This window comes from Paenibacillus glycanilyticus NBRC 16618 (assembly GCF_004000805.1).
GTDB lineage: Bacteria > Bacillota > Bacilli > Paenibacillales > Paenibacillaceae > Pristimantibacillus > Pristimantibacillus glycanilyticus.
Genome location: NZ_BILY01000001.1, coordinates 79,850 through 100,568, shown reverse-complemented (window position 1 = coordinate 100,568; position 20,719 = coordinate 79,850). Strand labels below are relative to the sequence as shown.

At 50.2% G+C, this 20,719-nt stretch carries 18 protein-coding genes; 11 read left to right on the top strand and 7 right to left on the bottom strand.

Going from position 1 to position 20,719, the window contains the following annotated elements; translation table 11 throughout:
* Nucleotides 1-21 precede the first annotated feature (21 nt).
* The 3 genes from PGL01S_RS00380 to PGL01S_RS00370 all read left to right on the top strand — a co-directional run bounded on the left by PGL01S_RS00380 (nt 22) and on the right by PGL01S_RS00370 (nt 2,762).
* The gene (locus PGL01S_RS00380) at nt 22-1,149 is read left to right on the top strand and encodes a serine hydrolase domain-containing protein (RefSeq protein ID WP_127490591.1); all 1,128 of its coding nucleotides are present in this window, start codon (nt 22-24) and stop codon (nt 1,147-1,149) included.
* A gap of 136 nt (nt 1,150-1,285) precedes the next feature.
* Nucleotides 1,286-2,326 (top strand): NAD(P)-dependent alcohol dehydrogenase, encoded by a 1,041-nt coding sequence (locus PGL01S_RS00375; protein ID WP_127490590.1) that lies wholly within the window; start codon nt 1,286-1,288, stop codon nt 2,324-2,326.
* A 40-nt stretch (nt 2,327-2,366) separates the two neighbouring features.
* The gene (locus PGL01S_RS00370; protein WP_127490589.1) at nt 2,367-2,762 is read left to right on the top strand and encodes a MerR family transcriptional regulator; all 396 of its coding nucleotides are present in this window, start codon (nt 2,367-2,369) and stop codon (nt 2,760-2,762) included.
* Nucleotides 2,763-2,801: 39 nt separating this feature from the next.
* On the opposite strand, the gene PGL01S_RS00365 is transcribed toward PGL01S_RS00370, so the two are convergent.
* Together PGL01S_RS00365 and PGL01S_RS00360 are read right to left on the bottom strand one after the other, a co-directional pair.
* A complete protein-coding gene (locus tag PGL01S_RS00365) occupies nt 2,802-3,143 on the bottom strand; it encodes a hypothetical protein (protein WP_127490588.1) in 342 nt (113 codons plus the stop codon).
* Nucleotides 3,062-4,435, bottom strand: coding sequence for a glycosyltransferase family 4 protein (locus PGL01S_RS00360; RefSeq protein WP_127490587.1), 1,374 nt, complete (start codon nt 4,433-4,435; stop codon nt 3,062-3,064). Before PGL01S_RS00360 ends, PGL01S_RS00365 begins: the two co-directional genes overlap by 82 nt.
* 289 nt (nt 4,436-4,724) lie before the next feature.
* Here PGL01S_RS00360 and PGL01S_RS00355 point away from each other — a divergent pair, with 289 nt between their 5' ends.
* Genes PGL01S_RS00355 through PGL01S_RS00335 form a run of 5 tightly spaced genes read left to right on the top strand, consistent with a single transcriptional unit; the run spans nt 4,725 to nt 10,852 of the window.
* Complete coding sequence (locus PGL01S_RS00355; protein ID WP_127490586.1) at nt 4,725-5,999, top strand: nucleotide sugar dehydrogenase; 1,275 nt, start codon at nt 4,725-4,727, stop codon at nt 5,997-5,999.
* Nucleotides 6,000-6,012: 13 nt separating this feature from the next.
* Complete coding sequence (locus PGL01S_RS00350) at nt 6,013-6,990, top strand: NAD-dependent epimerase/dehydratase family protein (RefSeq protein ID WP_127490585.1); 978 nt, start codon at nt 6,013-6,015, stop codon at nt 6,988-6,990.
* A gap of 18 nt (nt 6,991-7,008) precedes the next feature.
* Complete coding sequence (locus PGL01S_RS00345) at nt 7,009-8,229, top strand: glycosyltransferase family 4 protein (protein ID WP_127490584.1); 1,221 nt, start codon at nt 7,009-7,011, stop codon at nt 8,227-8,229.
* Entirely contained in the window at nt 8,226-9,590 is a 1,365-nt protein-coding gene (locus PGL01S_RS00340; protein ID WP_127490583.1) for a glycosyltransferase family 4 protein, read from the top strand. Before PGL01S_RS00345 ends, PGL01S_RS00340 begins: the two co-directional genes overlap by 4 nt.
* Nucleotides 9,591-9,616: 26 nt before the next feature.
* Nucleotides 9,617-10,852, top strand: a complete 1,236-nt coding sequence (locus PGL01S_RS00335; RefSeq protein ID WP_127490582.1) for a sialidase family protein — start codon at nt 9,617-9,619, stop codon at nt 10,850-10,852.
* 58 nt (nt 10,853-10,910) lie between these two features.
* On the opposite strand, the gene PGL01S_RS00330 is transcribed toward PGL01S_RS00335, so the two are convergent.
* The 3 genes from PGL01S_RS00330 to PGL01S_RS00320 are packed head-to-tail and all read right to left on the bottom strand — an operon-like array spanning nt 10,911 to nt 12,321.
* On the bottom strand, nt 10,911-11,369 hold the full coding sequence (locus tag PGL01S_RS00330) for a hypothetical protein (protein WP_127490581.1): 459 nt from the start codon (nt 11,367-11,369) through the stop codon (nt 10,911-10,913).
* Between the two features lie 30 nt (nt 11,370-11,399).
* Nucleotides 11,400-11,846 (bottom strand): hypothetical protein, encoded by a 447-nt coding sequence (locus PGL01S_RS00325; RefSeq protein ID WP_127490580.1) that lies wholly within the window; start codon nt 11,844-11,846, stop codon nt 11,400-11,402.
* Between the two features lie 22 nt (nt 11,847-11,868).
* Nucleotides 11,869-12,321: a hypothetical protein gene (locus PGL01S_RS00320; protein ID WP_127490579.1), complete on the bottom strand. Its 453-nt coding sequence runs from the start codon at nt 12,319-12,321 to the stop codon at nt 11,869-11,871.
* A 134-nt stretch (nt 12,322-12,455) separates the two neighbouring features.
* On the opposite strand from PGL01S_RS00320, the gene PGL01S_RS00315 reads away from it, so the two are divergent.
* The gene (locus PGL01S_RS00315) at nt 12,456-13,094 is read left to right on the top strand and encodes a class I SAM-dependent methyltransferase (protein ID WP_164775332.1); all 639 of its coding nucleotides are present in this window, start codon (nt 12,456-12,458) and stop codon (nt 13,092-13,094) included.
* Between the two features lie 57 nt (nt 13,095-13,151).
* Here the strand turns inward: PGL01S_RS00315 and PGL01S_RS00310 are convergent, their stop codons facing one another.
* Entirely contained in the window at nt 13,152-14,066 is a 915-nt protein-coding gene (locus PGL01S_RS00310) for an NAD-dependent epimerase/dehydratase family protein (protein WP_127490577.1), read from the bottom strand.
* 362 nt (nt 14,067-14,428) lie between these two features.
* Between PGL01S_RS00310 and PGL01S_RS00305 the strand changes: the two genes are divergently transcribed.
* Together PGL01S_RS00305 and PGL01S_RS00300 are read left to right on the top strand one after the other, a co-directional pair.
* Entirely contained in the window at nt 14,429-18,100 is a 3,672-nt protein-coding gene (locus PGL01S_RS00305; RefSeq protein WP_127490576.1) for a glycoside hydrolase, read from the top strand.
* Nucleotides 18,101-18,295: 195 nt separating this feature from the next.
* On the top strand, nt 18,296-19,600 hold the full coding sequence (locus PGL01S_RS00300; protein ID WP_127490575.1) for a sulfatase-like hydrolase/transferase: 1,305 nt from the start codon (nt 18,296-18,298) through the stop codon (nt 19,598-19,600).
* A gap of 339 nt (nt 19,601-19,939) precedes the next feature.
* Here the strand turns inward: PGL01S_RS00300 and PGL01S_RS00295 are convergent, their stop codons facing one another.
* Nucleotides 19,940-20,581: a collagen-like protein gene (locus tag PGL01S_RS00295; protein WP_127490574.1), complete on the bottom strand. Its 642-nt coding sequence runs from the start codon at nt 20,579-20,581 to the stop codon at nt 19,940-19,942.
* Nucleotides 20,582-20,719: the final 138 nt, after the last annotated feature.

Sequence of the window (20,719 nt, the reverse complement as noted above, 5' to 3'; positions counted from 1 at the left end):
AAGTAGAATGGAAGTGCAACTATGAAAGCTTTGACCGAATTTATCGACCGATTGACCTCCTGGCGCATTCCATGGGCGGAAGTAATGGTCATTCACCGCAATGAAACGGTATTCCGTTATCGTAGCGGATTCTCCAATCTGGAGAAAGAAACTCCTATTGAAGAGGGACGTATCTTCAACATCTATTCCATGACGAAAATCATGACCTGCGTGGCGGCTCTTAAGCTTGTGGAGCAGGGCAAAATGCTGCTGAACGATCCGCTGTCCGCTTACCTTCCCGAATATGCGGATATGAACGTCCGCAAGCGTCTTCCGGGCGGCAAGCTCGAGATCGAAAGAGCAAAGAAACCGATTCTTGTTCGCGATCTGTTTACGATGACGGCCGGCTTCTCTTATGATATCGGGTCTCCTTCCTTGAAGGAGGTTGCGGAGCAAACGAATGGAAGGGTGCCGACTCGCGCCTTTGCGGAGGCATTGGCCAAAGAACCGCTTCTTTTCGAGCCGGGCACCCGCTGGAATTACAGCCTATGTCACGACGTGCTTGCGGCACTTGTTGAGGTTGTGGACGGCCGGCGTTTCGGCGCCTATATCCGGGAGGAGATTACGGGCCCTTTGGGTATGAAGGATACGGCGTTTGATCTTTCCGGGGAGCAGCAGAGCCGCCTCCTGCCGCAATACGAATACAAGGATGAACAGGGCCGACCGGTCCGCAAAGACGGAAACGGCTACCGGCTTGGAACGGAATACGAGAGCGGCGGCGCGGGACTGCTCTCTACGGTAAGCGACTATGCTTTATTCCTCAATGCCCTCACCAATAAGGGAACAAGCCCGGATGGCGTGCGTATTTTGTCGCCGGCGATGGTTGATCTGATGCGGACGGACCATTTGACCGACCGTATGCGCGGGGATTATAACTGGGAGCAGCTGAAAGGCTACGGCTACGGATTAGGCGTCAGAACGCATGCGTCCAAAGCGCAAAGCGGATCGCTTAGCCCGCTGGGAGAATTCGGCTGGAGCGGTGCCGCAGGCTGCATGGCGATTATGGATCCGGACTCCGGGCTGACCGTCATGTATGCTCAGCATCTTCTCAACAATCAGGAGCCTTACATCCATCCTCGGTTAAGAAATATCGTATACGCCAATCTATAAGGTTGTTTAAGAAGGGAGCCGTTCCAGGAGGAGCGGTTCTTTTTGTTTAAGCAAAGGGATTGACTTGGAGTTCACTCCAGCATGTATACTCCGATTGTGTTCTTTATTTCATAGATTAAAGGAGCAGAGAAAACCTATGTGTAAATCTCATGTACTCAGTGTTGCAAGCGCAAAAGCGCCTTTCGAAAAAACAACGATTGAACGGAGAGCCCTGCGTCCGGATGACGTTCTAATTGATATTAAATTCAGCGGTATCTGCCACTCCGATATCCATACGGCCTTTGGCGAATGGGGCGAGGCAATCTTCCCGCTTGTTCCCGGGCACGAAATTGCGGGTGTCGTGGAAGCAGTGGGGTCTGAGGTTACGAAGTTTGCCGTTGGCGACCGCGTTGGGGTAGGCTGCTTTGTAGATTCCTGCGGCGAATGCGAATATTGCCTGCAGGGCGAGGAGCAGTTCTGTACGAAAGGCGTAGTCAGCACGTATAACTCCCTCGACTATGACGGGCAGCCGACTTATGGCGGTTACAGCCAGAAGATCGTGGTAACGGAGCGATTCGTTGTCCGAGTTCCGGACAGCCTGGAGCTTGACGCTGCAAGTCCTCTTTTATGCGCAGGTATTACAACATACTCTCCTTTGAAGCATTGGAATGCGGGCCCGGGTAAAAAGGTTGCCATCGTTGGCATGGGCGGCCTAGGCCATCTGGCCGTGCAATACGCTCATGCCCTTGGAGCGGAAGTGACCGTTCTGAGCCAGTCGATGAACAAGAAGGAAGAGGCCATCGCGTTTGGCGGGGATCATTATTACGCAACAAGCAACCCGGATACGTTCAAAGAGCTGGCCAACCGGTTTGACCTGATCTTGAATACCGTGTCCGCCAATCTGAATGTGGATGCCTATCTGTCCATGCTTCGCGTTGACGGCACGCTCGTTAACGTCGGCGCTCCTTCCGAACCGGATTCCTATCGAGCCTTCTCTCTGATCATGCAGCGCCGAAGCCTTGCCGGCTCGCTTGTTGGCGGCATCCGCGAGACGCAGGAGATGCTTGATTTCTCGGCGGAGCATGGCATTAAGCCGCAAATTGAACGGATCAACGCCGATCAGGTGGATGAAGCTTATCAACGCGTACTCCGCAGCGATGTCCGTTACCGGTTTGTCATCGATATGTCGACGATGTAAACTACTATTATATCGATTATGGATAGGAGGGACATTTCGTATGAGAATGGCCGAGGTCAGCGCCAAGTACGACCTGTCACAGGATACGCTCCGTTATTATGAACGTATTGGATTAATCCCGTCCGTGAACCGCAATAACAGTGGCATCCGGGAGTTTAACGAGGATAATCTCAGATGGGTGGAGTTTATCAAATGCATGAGATACGCCGGTCTCCCGATTGAAGCTTTGATCGAATACGTCAATCTGTGCCAGCAGGGCGATCATACGACGGAGGCGAGGAAAGAGCTGCTAATCGAGCAGCGGGAGCAGCTCCGTCTCCGGATCGACGAAATGACAAGGACGCTGGAGCGGCTGGACTCCAAGATTGAAAATTACGGACAAAACCTGCATCTCAAGGAACAGGAATTATACAAGCCGCAGGAGCGGGATGAATAGGAAGAGCGGGCCGTTTGCTTATGAACGGCCCGCTCTTTTTTATTGCGATATCGTTTCCTCTGATTCAGGTGCTATTATCGGCGGAATGACTTGCTTAAGCCTTTGAAAGGTAAAGGTGTCAGGGAGGACGTAGTCTTTGGGCTGAGCTTTCATAATACGTCTCCAAACTTCTTCATCCGTTTTTGAAAGGATAAAGTTTGGATCGAGAGGAGAAGCAAAGAGAGGCGCGAGGTTTAGCGTTTCAATTGCAGCCGGCACATGCTTCCTTCTTCGTTTATTAAACGGCTTTTTTGCCTTTTTTATCTTTTTAAACCTCTTATTTTTTTTCGATATTTTTTTGTTTTTCGAGCTGTCCGTTTTCTTTTTCTTGATGAAACCCATTTGCGCTCCTCCTCTGGCATTGAGATGGCTTGTTCCCCAGATTGAGCCTCAAAGGAAAGACGCTCCTCCTCATGTTTACTCCGCGCGAACTCATACAGCTCCAGAACCCGTGAGATCATCGTAGACAATGACCAGTGATGATGTCCCCACGCTTTCGCTTGTTCGGCCATCACGCTTAACAGCTCCGGCTCCTCCAGGGCTGTTCGAAGGCATGAATAAAGCTGCTCCGGGTCTCCCAAGCGGGATACCAACCCGTTCTGAAGATGGGTAACCATTTCCGGAATGCCTCCGGCATCAGAGGTGATGACCGGTTTACCCGCAATTTGAGCTTCAATGATCGCAAACGGCTGATTGTCCTGCATGCTGGGCAACACGACAAAATCAGCTTGCTGCATCATTTCGGGCACGTCCTCCCGGTGTCCCCAGAAAAGAATATGATTCGAGAGGCCAAGCTGATTGGTCAGTTGAATTAATTCCTCGCGCAGGAAACCGTCCCCGACCAGCCAGCATACCCAGTCGGAGCGTACTTCCTTTAGCTTGGCTAAGGCATGAATGAGAGTGGAATGTCCTTTGACGATATCGAAGCGGGCGGGGCATATAAATACCTTTTCGGCAAGGGGTTTAACCGTCTTTGGTTCTCTTAGCATTTTATTTTGAAATTCCGCGATATCAAATCCGTAATGACTGACCGTCACGCGTTCTTCGGGAACGGCAAAATCATTAACCAGCTCGTTTTTTAACCAAAGCGAAGGAGAAATCGTTACATCGCTAACCGTTGCGCCAAGATACTCCCGCAAGGACGAATAATGCCACAAGGGAGAGTTTATATTTTGGTCGGTCAAGCCCAGTTCCTTCAATTTAACAAACCATTCCTTTGTCAGACAGCCATGAATGGTTGTGACTAGGGGGATATGGGCAGGTTTAACGCGGGCTATCGCGTGTGCGCTTACGATATCCTGCGCGTGTATGACATCGTATTCGTTTAGCCCAAAATACAAAGCGGCCGCTTCCATGCACAATCTATCAACCTCTGCTTGTTTGATCCAAGGATCGAGACCCGGGAGCATTTGATTCAAATAAAGCTCCGTTTGGTGGGCAATGAGAGGTGCTAGCTTACTCTTCTCTATCAATAAATTTCTGCTTGGAATATAGAAGCCTTGCGCATCCGGCGTTGAGGAAAATATATCAACTTCATGGCCGGCACCTTGTAATCCCTTGACCAGTTGATTGACATAGGTATTTACGCCGCCGGCATGCGGCAGTGCCCACATGCAAGCGATTAAGATTCGCATGTATTGTCCTCCGATTGGTCCGTCGTCCCATTAGTATATGATTCAGCACATGTATTGTTAACGTACACGAACCTATTTCGCTCGCATTTTCGGACGGGCATTTCCCTATTAAACAGCCCCGTAAAATAGAAGGATTTCCAGCAATAATCGCCAAAGCATGGCATTTATCTCTTTTAGTCCGTAAATTCGGGATAAACTACTATTTTCATAGCCTTTAGACGTTAATCCAATGCTTCTCTGATTCATTTGCGTATCATGCTAGAAGATGAATTGAAGGAGTTGAAAGAGATTGGAGCTTGCCCTTAAATATAAAATCGCCATAATTGGCCTGGGGTATGTCGGATTGCCGCTCGCGAAGCTGTTCGTAGAGAAGGGGAATACGGTCTACGGAATCGATACCGATATTCGCAAGATTCAAATGCTGCAGAAACGTCAATCCTATTTATCCGACTATAAGAGAAACGATATACGAGAGCTTTTTAGCGGGAAAAACTTTCATGTCAGCCATTCGTTTGAAGTGATAGAGAAGGCGGATGTCATTATTTTGTGCGTTCCGACACCGCTTGACGAGCATATGCAGCCGGACTTGAGATTTGTGGTAAACGCTACCCGCTGCATACTTCCTCATCTGCGAAGAGGGCAGCTTGTAGCCCTCGAGAGCTCCACCTTCCCGGGAACAAGCGAGGAAATCCTGAAGCCGCTTCTGGAGAGCACGGGACTGGAGGTCGGGAAGGATCTTCTGCTAGCTTATTCGCCGGAACGAATCGATCCCGGATCGCATTGGGAGCTGTCGCAAATTCCGAAGGTTGTAGGCGGAGTGAATCCGGCAAGCACTTCGTACGCCAAGGAAGTCTATGGCACCGCATTTGAGAAGGTGGTGGTCGTCTCTTCCCCTCGCGCCGCGGAGATGACGAAGCTGCTGGAAAACTGCCAGCGATTCCTGAACATTTCTTTTATGAACAGTCTTCTTAAGTTATGCGAGGAGCTGGATATCAATCTCTGGGAAGTTATTGAGGCAGCAGGGACAAAACCGTTCGGATTTACCAAATATTATCCCGGTCCTGGAATCGGCGGACATTGCATACCGGTTGATCCCTTGTATTTGCTCTGGAAGGCGAGAGAGCATCAGATCGACATGCCTTTCATCGAGCTTAGCTCGCATGTCAACGAGAGTATGCCCGCTTATATCGTTGGGAGAGTTTCCAAAATCCTGAAGCCTAAAGTGCTGAAGGGCAGCAGCGTGCTGATTATTGGAGTCACGTATAAAAAAGACGTTAACGATATGCGCGAATCCATCGCTTTGCCTATTATTGAACAATTGCTGCAAGAAGGGGTCCATGTCGGGTTTTTCGATCCCTACGTTAACGAGCTTCAAGTCGGAGGAACAACCCTCCATTCGCTTCCGCTTACTGCAAGGAATATGAAAAATTACGATTGCACCGTCATTCTGACGGATCATTCCAATATTCCATACGAGCTTATTGTCACTCATACCCCTATTGTCCTGGATACGAGGAATGCAACCGGCAAACTTGCGGACCGGAATAACGTGATCCTAATTTAAGGAGGGAATTCTCTTGAAGATATTAGTAACGGGCGGGGCAGGATTCATTGGCTCCCATCTTGTGGAAAGCTTGTTGGCGGCAGGACACACCGTCACGACATTGGATGATTTCTCGAACGGAAAGCACGAGTTTCTCGTTCACTTATCCAATCATCCCCGTCATAGGCTTATCGAAGGCTCGGTACTGGACCGGAAGCTGGTGAAGAAATGCATGAGTCAAGCGGATACGGTCTATCATCTGGCAGCCGTGCTTGGAGTGAAAAATACGGTAGAGGATCCGATCAAGGTCATTGAAGGCAATATCGACGGGACCCGAAATATTCTTGAACTGGCTTATCCAAGCCGCACGAAGGTTATATTCGCATCGACCTCGGAGATCTACGGGAAAAACGAGAAGCTGCCGTTTAACGAAATGTCGGACCGCGTATACGGCGCGCCTTCCATTCATCGCTGGAGTTACGCGACGGCCAAATCCATTGACGAGCATATGTGCTTTGCGTATGCTGCGAAAGGACTTCCGGTAACGGTGCTCCGTTATTTCAATGCCTACGGACCTAGACAAACTAACTCGCAATACGGTGGGGTCGTAGCCAGATTCATTACCGCCGCATTAAAGGGAGAACCTCTCGAGGTATACGGGAGCGGTACGCAGCGGAGATGCTTTACCTTTGTGGACGATACCGTAAGCGGAACGATCGCGGCGCTTGGCCCGGAGGCAAACGGTCTGGCTATTAACATCGGTTCGACTCATTCCGTGACGATCATTCAGCTTGCGCAGCTGATCATTCAGCTAAGCCGTTCTACATCGCCGGTAATACACAAATCCTATGCGGAGGCTTACGGTCCGGGTTACGAGGATATGCCGGCCCGCGAGCCTGACTTAACCCGGGCGGAGACTATATTAGGTTATAGGCCATCCGTTTCCCTGGAGCAAGGACTTCTTAACACGATTGAGTGGTACCGTGAACGGATCAGCTTGGAGACGGTCTAGCCGGAGGAGGGAAGCGGAATGAAGATTGCCCTTGTTTCCTATTGGTGTATTCCTTATTCCGGCGGAGTTTCCACGTATACGCTGGCATTAAGGAAGGGGCTCGAAGACCTGGGACATGAAGTGGATATTATCTCCCATAACGAAACGGGGATGAAATACCACATTGTAGACAAGGGGAAAACCATCGATAAACCGTTGGTTTCGGCGGCGGTAAAGCGGCAGATCGGTACACGATACAATCATAAGATGCCTTCCTTTGACCCTTGGCTGGCTGATATGGAAAGCGAGCGCATCGCTTTCCGTCAAGCGTTATCCCTTTTCGGATTGGAGAATTACGATCTCATCCACGCGCAGGATGTCATATCCGCGATAGGCGCTCATGAAGTGAAACCACCGCATATCCCGCTGCTATTAACTCTTCACGGAGACTTGGCCGCGGAATGGATGCATCAAAATGTTGTCTCAAAGCGCTCCTTATCCCGGGAATGGGCCAAAGCGCTGGATCATTACGGAAGACTGGCAGCTGACCAGGTTATCTTTCCATCCAGGTGGCTTAAGGGGCAGTATGACGTCAAACCCGGCCGAACAAATTTCACGGCAGCCGTTATCGCTTACGGCTTCGATACGATGAAATTCCTCCATCAATCCGCCCTTTATACGCCTGCCTTTCATAAAAACGGTTTGAAATTAATTCTATGTCCCGCGCGCCTCGATCCTGTAAAGGGGCATCGAGTGCTGCTGCAAGCTTTGTCTAAGCTAAAGGAAACCCGATCGGATTGGATTTGCTGGCTGGCAGGGGACGGTCCCCTGCGCAGCCAGCTGGAACAATCGGTAAGCCGGTTGGGGTTGGGACAACAGGTCAGCTTTCTTGGTCACCGAAACAATATGGCACTTCTGCTGCAGGAAGCGGATCTGATTGTGCTGCCAAGTATTCATGACAATTTGCCGTTTGCCGTAATGGAAGCGCAGGTGGCTGGAAAACCCATCATTGCCTCAGACACAGGGGGAATACCCGAAATGATCGATAACGGAAAGACCGGCGTGCTTTTTCCAAGCGGGAACGCGGATCTGTTATGCGGGGGCTTAAATCAACTGCTCGGTGATGAAGACCAGAGAAAGAAGCTGGCCAATCAAGCGAGATATCAAGGTCTTCGAAATTGGTCTTTACAGACCATGATTAACCGGACGGTTCTTCTCTACGAGAGAACGATAGCTTCGAAGCGTGCTGACAGCCTATGAAAATTCTTATAGCCACGTATTGGCTGATTCCGCATGTAGGCGGGGTATGGGTCTATATGCAGGATCTGAAAGCTAGTCTGGAGAAGCTGGGGCATGAAGTAGACATACTCGCGAGACATCCGGACGAGAACAGCTACTATATCGTGAATTCCGGCCGCAGGGTTGAGAAAAAGCTGTTTAGACCTTTGATAGAAAAAGAAATAAAAGCGGTGTATGCCTCGCAGCCGATTCCAATCGACCCTTGGATCGTGGACCAGGAAATCGAGTTTTGCTCTTATGCGCTGGCGGCTTCGTATTTGGGCCTTCGGGGTTATGATATCATCCACGCGCAAGATGTGATTTCCTCCCGTGCTTTATGGCAAATCAAGCCGAATGGCGTTCCTTTGATCAATACGATACACGGGTGCCTCGCTACCGATTTCTGGGTTTCCCTGGAGGGCCGAGCACCTTCCGATTCAATTTGGAAGTATGCTTGCGCCAGAGAATATTACGGGGCTACCTCGAGCGATTTGGCCGTCGTACCGACCAACTGGCTGCATCGGACGCTTGGCAGTTATTTGGTGCCCGGCGATCATATGGAGGTCGTGCCTTACGGAATGAACATCGAGCATTTTTTGCAGCGCACAAAAGAAAGAACTTCTTTCAAGCTACCAAAAGACAACTGCAATATTCTATGTCCAGCCCGCCTGGATAAAGTAAAAGGACACAGCAGCTTGTTGGATGCCCTGCACCTGCTCAAACAATCCAGAAACGATTGGAGATGTCTGTTTGTTGGCGACGGCAATCTCCGGGCAGAGCTGGAGATCAAAGCGCTTGAACTCGGCTTATCGCCTTATGTTGTATTTGCGGGAAGCAGGAATGACGTGCCTTCGTTAATGCGGCAATCGGATATCATCGTCCTTCCAAGCTTGAATGACAACCAGCCGTATGCCGTCATGGAAGCTCAGCTTGCGAGCAAGCCGATACTCGTTTCGGATGCCGGAGGTATTCCGGAGATGGTTCAGCACGGTCAGACCGGTCTGATGGCAAGAGCCGGGGATAGCGGCGAGTTGTCAAGATGCCTGCAATTGTTGATCGAGAACAAGCCGCTTCGCAACCGTTTAGCCAAGAACGGACACAGCTGGGGCCTTAAGCAATGGTCTCTCCCCGCAATGGCAGAACGAATCGAAGAGCTGTATGAACGGCTTCTGAGCAAACAGCATATCCGCAAGGCTTCCCATCCGCCTAAGCATCCCGGTCACCATGGGGCGAAAATATGCACCTATTTCCGGAATGCATATCAGATGGACATTCCTAAGTCTTTTTCAATCGTAGACGACCATATTGTCGGCTCGATCTTGTTCCAAGCGAACCAGACATAATAAATAATTAGAAAGGAGTAATGATAATGGCAAACCAACAAATTACCCCTTCCGGACCTCAGCAGGAGCCGTCCATTGCGCTTAATACGCTTGACCAGTCTACCATCGTGGTAACAACAAATGATTTGCGTTCGGGCAACAACATGACAACGATCTATCGGTCGATTAACGCAGGGGTATCGTATACTCAAACCTTACTTTCACCTCCACCGGGATTTGACGCCTCGGGAGATGGAGTTGCCGCTTTTGGTTATGGTCAGACCTTTCTCGTCGCCGCTACCGCGCTCACTGTAAACCCTGTGCAGAACTCGTCTATTATCGTCTATCGTTCAACCGACAACGGAGCTTCTTTTTCTGCTCCAATCATTGTCAATCAGGGCTTCGGGACGGCCGTTTATAATGATAAACCGGCGCTAGTGATTGATACGGCGAATGGCAGCCCTTATTTAGGGCAGGCTTACGTGGCGTATACCCGATACTTTAACAATTTCACGCAGTCGGAAACCCTGTTTCAACGGTCCCTTGATCAAGGACAGACTTGGTCTCCGCCAATTCTGCTGACGAATCAAGTGCAAGGCGTATCAAGCTTTGGATCTACGATTGCGATCGGACCGCAAGGTGATGTGTATGTCGGATGGATGCAATACGGACCTGGGACGCCGCAATATTTAATGCGCAGATCGCTGGACGGGGGAGTAACCTTTGGGCCAATCGTAACCGTGTCCACGGTCAGCCTCGTACCAACCCCTCTTCCGGTTCCAACCTTTGGCTTCCGTGTCTTAACCATAGCCTATATGGCAACGGATATTTCGCCGTTTAACGGCCAAGGTATCGTCTATGCCGTCTGGCAAGATAACCGTACGGGCAGTGCGCATATCTTTATGTCGCGTTCGACGGACAGGGGCAATACCTGGTCAGCCGCCAAGCAGATTGATGACAGCCCAGCCGGTACGCAGAACTTTTTGCCCAATGCGACAGTTTCCCGCGACACCGGCGCATTCAAGGCTATGTACTATACGAACCGTGTAACCACTAATCTCATTGATGTGTATTTGACCGAGTCGAATGATGCCGGCAATACGTTTCTGCCTAACCGCCGGATTACCAGCGTCTCCTTTGATCCAAACGCAGACCCGTCGATTGGCGAACCTACACCGTCCATTGGCGATTATAACGACCTGGAAATCAACGCGGCAGGGACAACTTTCATTGTATGGATGGATACGAGAACCGGATCGCAGAATATTTTCGAAGACAGGTAAACAAAGAAGCGGTTGGTTAGCCGGAATCCAGCTAACCAACCACCTCAATGTTGCCTGCTTACAGATAGACCGTACCGTCAAGATGCACGGGGCCGGTTAAGGTAACCGAGTTTTGTCCAACATGTTCAACGGTGAGGGAATATTGCTGGAAGGTACCAACCAGACCAGCCGTTGCCGTTTCCGTATGCTGGAAGGCCGTCGTGAAATCAAGCGCTACCCATGGGCCTTCTTGTACTGTTCCGATAAAGGCTGAATCCATTGTCTGGTACACTACCGGAGCAGGAGCAGCTATGCCGCCGCGCCGGATCCGGAAGAGCAGCTTTGGAACAATATTGAGCAGCAGCAGCTGTGCTTCCCAGCCAATCGATGCTTTGATTTCAATCCGGTTATTGATGTTGTTGATTTGGAGAAAAACGGAAGTCAGCAAGTATTCTGTCCCCGGAGAGATTGTGAACGGAAGCGAGCCCGTTCCGGCAGCAACTTCTTGGTATTGGTAGTCTACAATCGTAACTGTCATGCTATCACCTCCTTTCAAAAAGCAAAATCATCAGGAATACCCGATTGTTGTTCCTTTTAGTACGATCGGACCCATTACCGTTATTGTGCCGATACCGGCTGATTCTGCCGTCAGATAATAGGACTGATATAATCCGTCTGTTCCAGGCTCGGGAGATTCCACGTGATAAAAGGTGGTTGTGACAGAGGTTGGCGACATATTGTTAGTCCAGTAGCAGGAGTCAGCGATTTGAGAGACTTCGGGGAAAGCCGGAGTAACGCCGCCGCGTCTTAGCCGGAGTATGATTTTCGGCACAATGGGCAGCTGAGATGCTTCGGCTCTCCAGCAGACGGAGGCTTCGATAAAGATTTTACTCTCAGGGCTAGAGCACTTCAGAAATAGGGATGTCAGCAAGGTTTCTGTACCGAAAGAGATAGGAAGCGGGAGGGAATGAGTGCCCGGCAGTACTCTTATCGAAGCGGAATCTTGAATAGCCATCGTTTTTGTTGCCCTCCTCTTTTTATAGGTTAAACGTTCCGCCGATAAGCGTGATTGGCCCGGAGATTGTTGCCATGCCCGTTCCCGCGAGCTCTGCTGTCAGGCAGTATTGTTGATAGGTTCCAATGCTCTCTGAACTTGGCAGATCGGTGAACTGCAAAGATAAAGTCTTATCTAGCGTTAATATGGGAACGTCATGGCCTAGGGAGACGGAATCGACGACCCAGCAAATTAACTTATGAGCCGATGTAAACCCGCCTCGGCGAATTCGAAAAATCATGTTGATATGCTGCGTGTTCTGTAACAGAGGAGTTTCCCAGCCGATTGTTGCATAACCGTTAATCCGGGTTTGATGATCCGCAATAGGAAGAAAGATAGAAGTTAGCAAAATCTCGGTACCCGTGGCTATTGACAACGGCAGCGATCCCGTTCCGACAGAAACCTCCTGCGCAGAAAAATCTATCCAGTCGCTCAAGCTGATCTCCTCCTCGTTTCTGCTTTTCATATATTAGATTCATAGATTTAGAAGATTGCAATGTACAGATATCCCCCGGTAAATATCTGTTATGCGGAATCAAGTTTGGTTTTATGGTTACTGGAGGCGAAAAAATGGATGACGAAATTGCCAAGATGGAACGAATGTATGCAACGTCAGTAGACGATGCCATGCCGGATCATTACTATCGCTATCAATATGCGGTACGTTTTATCCGCCCTGGCGATATTTTGCTCGATGCAGCCTGCGGTTCAGGTTTCGGTACGCATTATATGGCCGCTCATTCTGCATGTACATTAGCGGTCGGAGTGGATAAGTCTCAGCACGGTTTAGATTGGGCGGTTCATCACTTCTTCTCCCACAAAACCGTTTATTGCCAGACTGATTTATCCGGCACCTTTCACGAGGAGCTCCCGCTGCCAAGCTACGATATCATCATCTGTTTCGAGACCGTCGAGCATATGAAGGATGACCAGTCATTTATCCGGAAGCTGTATCAATGCTTGAATAAAGGCGGGGTGCTGCTTATATCGGCGCCTAACGAGAACGTTATTCCTTATTTAAAGAACCCTTACTTTTTGCATGGGGTAAACCCTCATCATTTTCGTCATTATCGTCCGAAAGAGCTGCGCAATCTGCTTGTTAAGAATGGCTTTCATATCCAGCAAGCCGTAACGCAAGATAACGAGACGTACGAGATTGTGCCCGGAAGAGACGATGGATTTACCATTATTTATGTGGCCACTAAGTGAAGGAAATGAAGCAGAAAGCTAATATGCCGCTGGCTGCAGCGGCTATTAGCTTTCTTGTTATTTCATTGGCACATGCTGATAGGTTTGGGAGAGTCCTTCAAACAGACTGCTTGCAGGCCGCCAGCCTAGAAGTTGATTGGCTTTTGTATTATCCAGGCAGCTGTCCATAATATCGCCCGGCCGCTGCGGACCGTAATGGATGTCGACATTTTGACCATGGATAAGCTTTATCATATGAATCAGATTGTTAATGGAAGTGCGCAGTCCCGTGCTGATATTGACCGTTTCCTGGTCTCCATGATGGATAGCTGCCAAGTTCGCTTGCACAACATCCTGCACATAGATGAAATCCCTGGTTTGATTGCCGCTTCCGTTTACGTGAAGGGGGAGGCCTTGTTTTAACTTATTCATAAAAATGGAAACGACGCCGCCTTCCCCGGTAGCGTTCTGCCGCGGGCCATACACGTTGCTGTAGCGCAATATCGTATAGGGGAGACCGTACATTTTGTGAAACAGCCGGATATAGCTTTCTCCAGTAAGCTTGGACAGTCCGTAATAGGAGATGGGTGCTGTAACGGCATCCTCCAAATTTCTTTCTTTATTGGCATCGCCGTAAACAGCGGAGGTAGAAGAAAAAACAAGCTTGCCGACTTCAGCCTGCCGGCATGCCATCATCAGGCGAATCGTTCCGACAATATTGATCGAAGCATCAAAAGCCGGGTCAGCTACCGAACGCTGGACATCGACCTGCGCGGCCATATGAAATACGATATCCGGTCTGACTTGCTTTATGGTCTGCATAGCCTCATCGCTATTCATATCCAGCTCATGGAGAACCGCTTCAGGATGAACGTTGTGTCTGAAGCCTGTAGATAAATTATCAATGACATGGACAACGGCGCCGCTTTGAACGAGCGCATCTGTCAGGTGGGAGCCGATAAAGCCGGCGCCTCCAGTAACTAAAGCTTTCATTATTCAACTCCTCAATTGACGATATGCTTCATAGTACGTGCAAGCCTCGAGCTCGGAATAAGGTATATATCTCATAGACTGGAGCCAATTTATTCGAAGCGGACACAAAGACAGCAGGAACGCGACTGCTTTTTCCATTTGTTAATTCAACAAGAAAAGCTAGGATTAGACAAAAATAGCGGCTGAAAGACGGGAATTTTAGGAGCAAAGTAGGATGTGGAGCGAAGAGGCAGGAAGTAAAATCGAGAGCGTGGAGCCCTTCATAAAATGACGTGCTCCACCTTTTTGGAGCTTTAAGAAACCGGTTTCATGAAACCGTTTTCTTAATTGTCCAGACCATTTCAATTTAAGGGGGAAGACGATTGAAACCGTTCAAGCTTAAGAAAAGAACCGCGGCAGCGATGCTGGGTACCGTCATCAGCCTTACCTCGCTGGGGAGCCCGACTTATGCGGCAGAGACTGCAAAGACAACGGTCACGTATGATGCCGTCGTAAAAGTCGATGCCTCAACCACCTTCCAGACCATCGATAACTTCGGAGCGTCCGACGCCTGGAGTATGGAGCAGCTCGGGAAGAACTGGACGGAGGAGAATAAGAACAAGGTAGCGGACCTGCTCTTCTCAAGGGACAAGGGGATTGGCCTTACCGCTTGGCGTTTCAATATCGGGGCGGGCTCAACCGAGACGGACAAAACCATCATTACCGATCCTTGGCGCCGCGTCGAATCGTTCAAGTCCTCCGAGAATGGCGATTACGACTGGAGCAAGCAAGCCGGTCAACAATGGTTCCTGCAGGCAGCCAAAAACCGCGGCGTAGATACGCTTATCGGTTTCGTTAACAGCCCTCCGGTATGGATGACGAAGAACGGCCACGCGCAGCCGGATTCCACGGTTGGATCCACGAACCTGAAAGACGGGTATGAAGATGAGTTCGCGGCCTTCTTGACGGATGTCATTGAACATTTTAAGGAACAAGGCATTAATTTGAACTATATCAGCCCGATTAATGAACCGACCTGGGATTGGAACAAAGCAGGCCAGGAGGGCAACCGATATAACAACGACGATATTAAGCTGGTCATTCTCGAGCTGTATAAGCAATTGCAGGCCAAAGGGCTTGAGACGCAGATCAGCGCGCCGGATGGCGTAGAGATTACGGCGCTTCTGGATGACGAAGTATTCAAATCCTTCTCGGGCCAAGAAAAGTATAGCGGCGGTTCCAACAGCCTTGGCGTTGGCAAATACCGCGAATATATTAAAGACCTGCTTGGCGATCCGGAGCTTCAGGAAGCGGTTGGCCATCATATCGCTTCCCACTCCTACTGGTCGGATTACAGCAAGACGGGAGATGACCGTTACGGTACGTTAAGAGATTTGCTGTTCTCCAATTTGAACAAATACGACCGCGAAGCGGTTTACTGGATGAGCGAATATTGCATTCTCGGGGACTACGGTCCCGGCCGCGACCTTGGCATTGATCCGGCGCTTTATATCGCGAAGACGATCCATTTCGACCTGTCGAGAGCAAATGCTTCCGCTTGGCAGTGGTGGACGGCGGTATCCGCGGGAGATTACAAGGACGGCTTGATCTATACCGACTTCCATAACCCGGGCGACGAACAAAATATCCTCACTTCCAAAATGTTCTGGACGCTTGGCAACTACAGTAAATTTATCCGTCCGGGCGCGGAGCGCATCGCGCTCTCCGGCCTTGACGATAACGCGCGTAACGGCGCGCTGCTCGGATCGGCTTACAAGCATGACGGTGAAAATACCGTTACGACGGTGTTCGTCAACGACAGCGCGAAGGAGCAGCATATCAAGGTTGAAGTCAGCGGCATCGACAAGCATGAGGCGGTTCATGTATTGAAGCCTTACGTCACATCGTCAGACAAGGACCTGGAGAGAGGCGCGGACATTCCGGCATCGGCAGACGGCTCGTTTGATGCGGTAATCCCGGCCCGTTCCATCGTGACGCTTAATGGCGATGTCGTAAAAGTAAACAAAAAGCCGGATGCTCCTCAAATCGTGAAGGTAGAGCCGCTTAACAAAGGCCTTAAAATCGACTTCAATGCTCCAAAAGGCGCTTATGAGTACGAAGTGGAATACGGCAGCAAAAATGACAAGAAGGTATTAAAACTGTCGAATATGTCCACCGATACGGTTATCCTGCAAGGTCTGAAAAATGATCAACAGTATGACGTAACCATTCGGGCAGGCAATGACAAGGGCTTTGGCCCCGCATCCAAGAAAGCTTACGGTACGCCTAAGCTGCTTGCGCCATCCGGCGTAAAAGCAGCAGGCACGGATGGAGGCTTTATCGTCGCTTACGATACTCAGATTGGCGTATCTAACTATCGCGTTCGTTATGGCACCGAGTCAGGGAATTACGACAAGCAAGTTTTGGCCGAAGTACCTAACGGTAAGATACAGATTGACGGACTTGCGAACGGAACGGCGTATTACGGCGTTGTGGAAGCCGTGGACGGCAGCAGCTCCAGCAAGCCTACGGCTGAGTTTACGGTAAAGCCGGACATTGCGGCACCGGGCAAGCTGGTGGCGATTCCGGGCAACGGGGAAGCTCTGCTTACGTTTGGTGCCGTTGAAGGAGCTGCAGGATATACGGTTCAAACCTCTCTGAACAACAATGTCCAGCAGATCAGCGGCAACAAAACCGTATTAACCGGTCTAACTAACGGAGAAGCGGTAACCGTGCGCGTCTCGACGATTGGCAAAGGCGGTAAAGGAACCGGCTATACCGAAACCTCGGTAACGCCTGAGAATGGGGAAATCCGGTTCAAGGACGATTTCACAAGCGGAAATCTGGCGGGCTACACGCAGGATGTCAGCAAATGGGTGATGGAAGACGGACTTCTGAAGCATGCTTCCGGCGGTAATAACCGCGGCGAGATTGGCGTAAACAATCTTTCGATCATTGACGGTACCATTACCGCGGTAGCGAAGCATGCGCTCGGCGAAGCGGATTGGGGAATTACTTTCCGCGGCAGCAGCTATTCGAAGGGTTATGTGTTCGGCTTTGAGAACGGCATTCTGTTCCTTCGCAGAGACGGGCAAAACTTGGCCGAAGCCGTACCCTTCTCGCCCAAATTAGGCGAGTATTACAAGATGGAGGTACAGCTTGACGGTCAGCATATTCAAGCCTATCTGGACGGCAATCTCATCTTTGACGTAAAAGATTCCACGTACACAAGCGGACGCGTTGGACTGCATAGCTGGGCGGACGCGCAATTCGCTTACCTACAGGTTGCCCGTAAGCCGGAAGACCTGACAGCCGCACCGGAAATCTATCAGATCAAAGAGGGCGACGGGCAGGTTGTGCTTCAATACAGGGAAGTGGACGGAGCGGACAGTTACTTGATCCGTTACGCGCCAAAGAATGGAGGAACGGCGGCAGAGGTTACGGCAGCACCAGGCTCATCGGTTGTGACGGGCCTTCAGAACGGCACGGCTTATTCGTTTAAGGTCGTTGCCGTTCGCGGCGAAGCTCTTTCGGAATCCGCTCCAATGGATGCAACGCCTAACTCGAATAACAAAGTCGTCTATTATGCGGATGCCGGGGATGGAACGCCTGGCACGCTGGAGGACGGCGAAGTGCTTGGCATATTCCAATCGCAAGAGGAGCAGGAATACGGCCTTGATCCCATTACGGGCATGATGTGGGGCTATGCAGCCGATGACGGAAAGACATGGGCTCAATCCTCGCCGGTAGACGCTTACGAGACGATCCGCCAATACGACGGCAACGAGAACGGCAAAGGAATCGCTTACCGTTTCCAGCTGCCGGATGGTACGTATAAAGTAACCGTTGGCTTCTATGACCCATGGAAGGCTAGCGACCGCAATATGAACCTGACCATTAACGGAGAGACTAAGTTGAGCAATTACGTCATTGGCTCAAACCGTGAAGCGAAGGTATTCGACAGTATTGCGCCAGTAAACGGCGAGATTGTTGTAAAAGCGGTTAAGGCCGGCAATTCCAAGCCGATGATTGCCTGGATTAAGATCGAGAAGTAACGGATTAATTGCAATAAGGCCGGTATCCTGGAGGATACCGGCCTTATTGCGTGCGACATAATTTTTTGAAAAATCGCATTTTGCGGAAAGGGGATTGAGGGCACGAAATGGAAAACAGTGGGGAAGGATGATAGACATTTGCAAGACCAAGCCGGTTGCTATCGCGCAATTGGAAAACGGACGGAGGAGATTTCTATGAAACGACCTAATATAATCCTATTTTATTGCGATGATTTGGGGTATGGAGATTTGGGCTGCTATGGCTCCGATGCCATGAAGACGCCGCATCTCGACCAGTTGGCCCGCGAAGGCATCCGGTTTACGAATTGGTATTCCAATTCGCCGGTCTGCTCTCCGTCCAGGGCATCGCTGTTAACGGGCAAATACCCCGCGAAAGCGGGAGTCACCTCTATTCTTGGAGGCAAAAGAGGAACGAAGGGGCTTTCGCTAGAGCATACAACTCTGGCATCCGCCTTGAAAAGTCATGGCTATCAGACGGCATTGTTCGGCAAATGGCATTTAGGAGCATCGGCAGAGTATGGGCCAAATGCTCACGGGTTTGACCAGTTTTACGGGTTTCGCGCCGGTTGCATTGATTATTACTCCCATATTTTTTACTGGGGGCAGGGTGGGGGTATTAATCCCGTTCATGACTTGTGGCGGAACGAGACCGAGGTATGGGAAAACGGCGAATATATGACGGAAGCCATTACGAGAGAAGCGACGGCTTTTATCGATGCTGCTCCCGATGATGAGCCTTATTTTATGTACGTCGCTTATAATGCGCCGCATTACCCGATGCACGCGCCAAAAGCTTATTTGGACCGTTTTCCGGATCTGCCACCCGACCGGAGAATTATGGCTGCGATGATTGCGGCCGTTGACGACGGAGTAGGCGAGATCGTGAAGGCGTTGAAGCAAAATGGTGCTTATGAAGATACGATTATTTTCTTCTCCAGCGATAATGGCCCATCTACCGAATCCCGCAATTGGCTGGACGGTACAGAGGATTTATATTACGGAGGCAGTGCGGGACGATTCCGCGGTCACAAAGCAAGTCTATTCGAAGGAGGTATCCGTGAACCGGCTATTCTTAGCTATCCGGCTGGGCTTGCCGGTCGGCAAGGGCAAATATCGGACGAAATGTTTGCCATGATGGATATTTTTCCAACGATGCTCGAGCTGTCCGGAGTTGGAACGGAAGGATACGATCTGGACGGTCATAGCATATTTGACGCACGAAGCGGAAACGCCCTGAGTCCCCACAAGCAGCTATTTTGGGAGTACGAGGGGCAATTGGCGGTCCGCGAAGGCAAGTGGAAGCTTGTGCTGAACGGCAAGCTTGACTTCAGCCGTACGGAAGCCGATGCCGTACACTTGTCCGATCTGGAACAGGACAGCAGCGAACGGATCAATCTTGCCATGCAATATCCGGAAATCACTCAGAGGCTGGAGAGGGATGTCAGGCAGTGGTATCAATCCCTTCAAGAGGAGGCGTAATGGCATTGAAAGCGATCCCGGAGGAGCAACCTACCATAGTCAATATACAACCTGAGGTTTCCGCGGGCAGTTGGCGAGCATGACTGGTGGGCCCAAAATATCATGCCCTTTTACAACGAGATTGCCAAGACGCCGCTATTCGTCTGGGATCCTAGGGATAAGCGGATGATCCAACATTTAATTCGGATAATGGCTCATCATGATGCTTCGCCAGAACAATATGAAAGATTAGGCCTTGAGAGGCATATGAAAAAGAAAAGCAGTCCCTCCTCAGGTTGAGGAGGGACTGCTTTTCTTCTGTTAAATCTTTTCCCTATATTTGATACTTCATTTCTGCTATTATGACAATTTTTCAATAACGATCGATGCGCTAACCACCGGTGTGCCTCCGCCAATGCTTGCTTGCAAGGTCAGAGCTCCCATATTATCAATCCGGTTTAAAGTCAAGGTACCTCCGGCTGTTAATTGGGCAACGACTTGACCTTGATAAGGATTGTTTCCTGCACCAGAACCGTAATTGCTGCAAAGAACCAAGGTTGGGAGAATAGGTCCCGCAGCGTCTGAATCAAACCACAATCCAAATGCCGTGTTGCCCGGCGTCGGGAAGACTTCCCAACTAATGAGGTAGAAACCGCTCTCCAGGATGTTAATCGTTGATGGCGCAGTAAACGAAACGGCAGTTGAATTGATAACTGAATGATTAAAGGTTACAGCTCCGCCTAACCCGCCAGGAGTTGGTGCTGCCGCAACCGTTTGGTCCACTGTGCTGCAGAGGAAGGCAAATGACCTTACTGCAGCAGGACCTTGAGGACCTTGCGGGCCTTGAGGACCCTGCGGGCCTTGAGTACCTTGAGCACCTTGAGCACCCTGAGCACCTTGAGCGCCTTGAGGACCTTGAGGACCTGCAGGACCTTGAGGACCTTGAGGGCCGGCAGGACCTTGTGGTCCAGGAGGGCCCGGAGGGCCTACTATTCTACCCATTAAGCTACACACTCCTTATAAATAGTAAGGGTCTTGAGGTTTAGGAGTATAACAATTCTCAATCCCTTTGGTATTCAGGAACAACTTATTCCTGATGCCGTTGCTTCGTGTCAAATCTATTAGTAAATTTTTTTATTC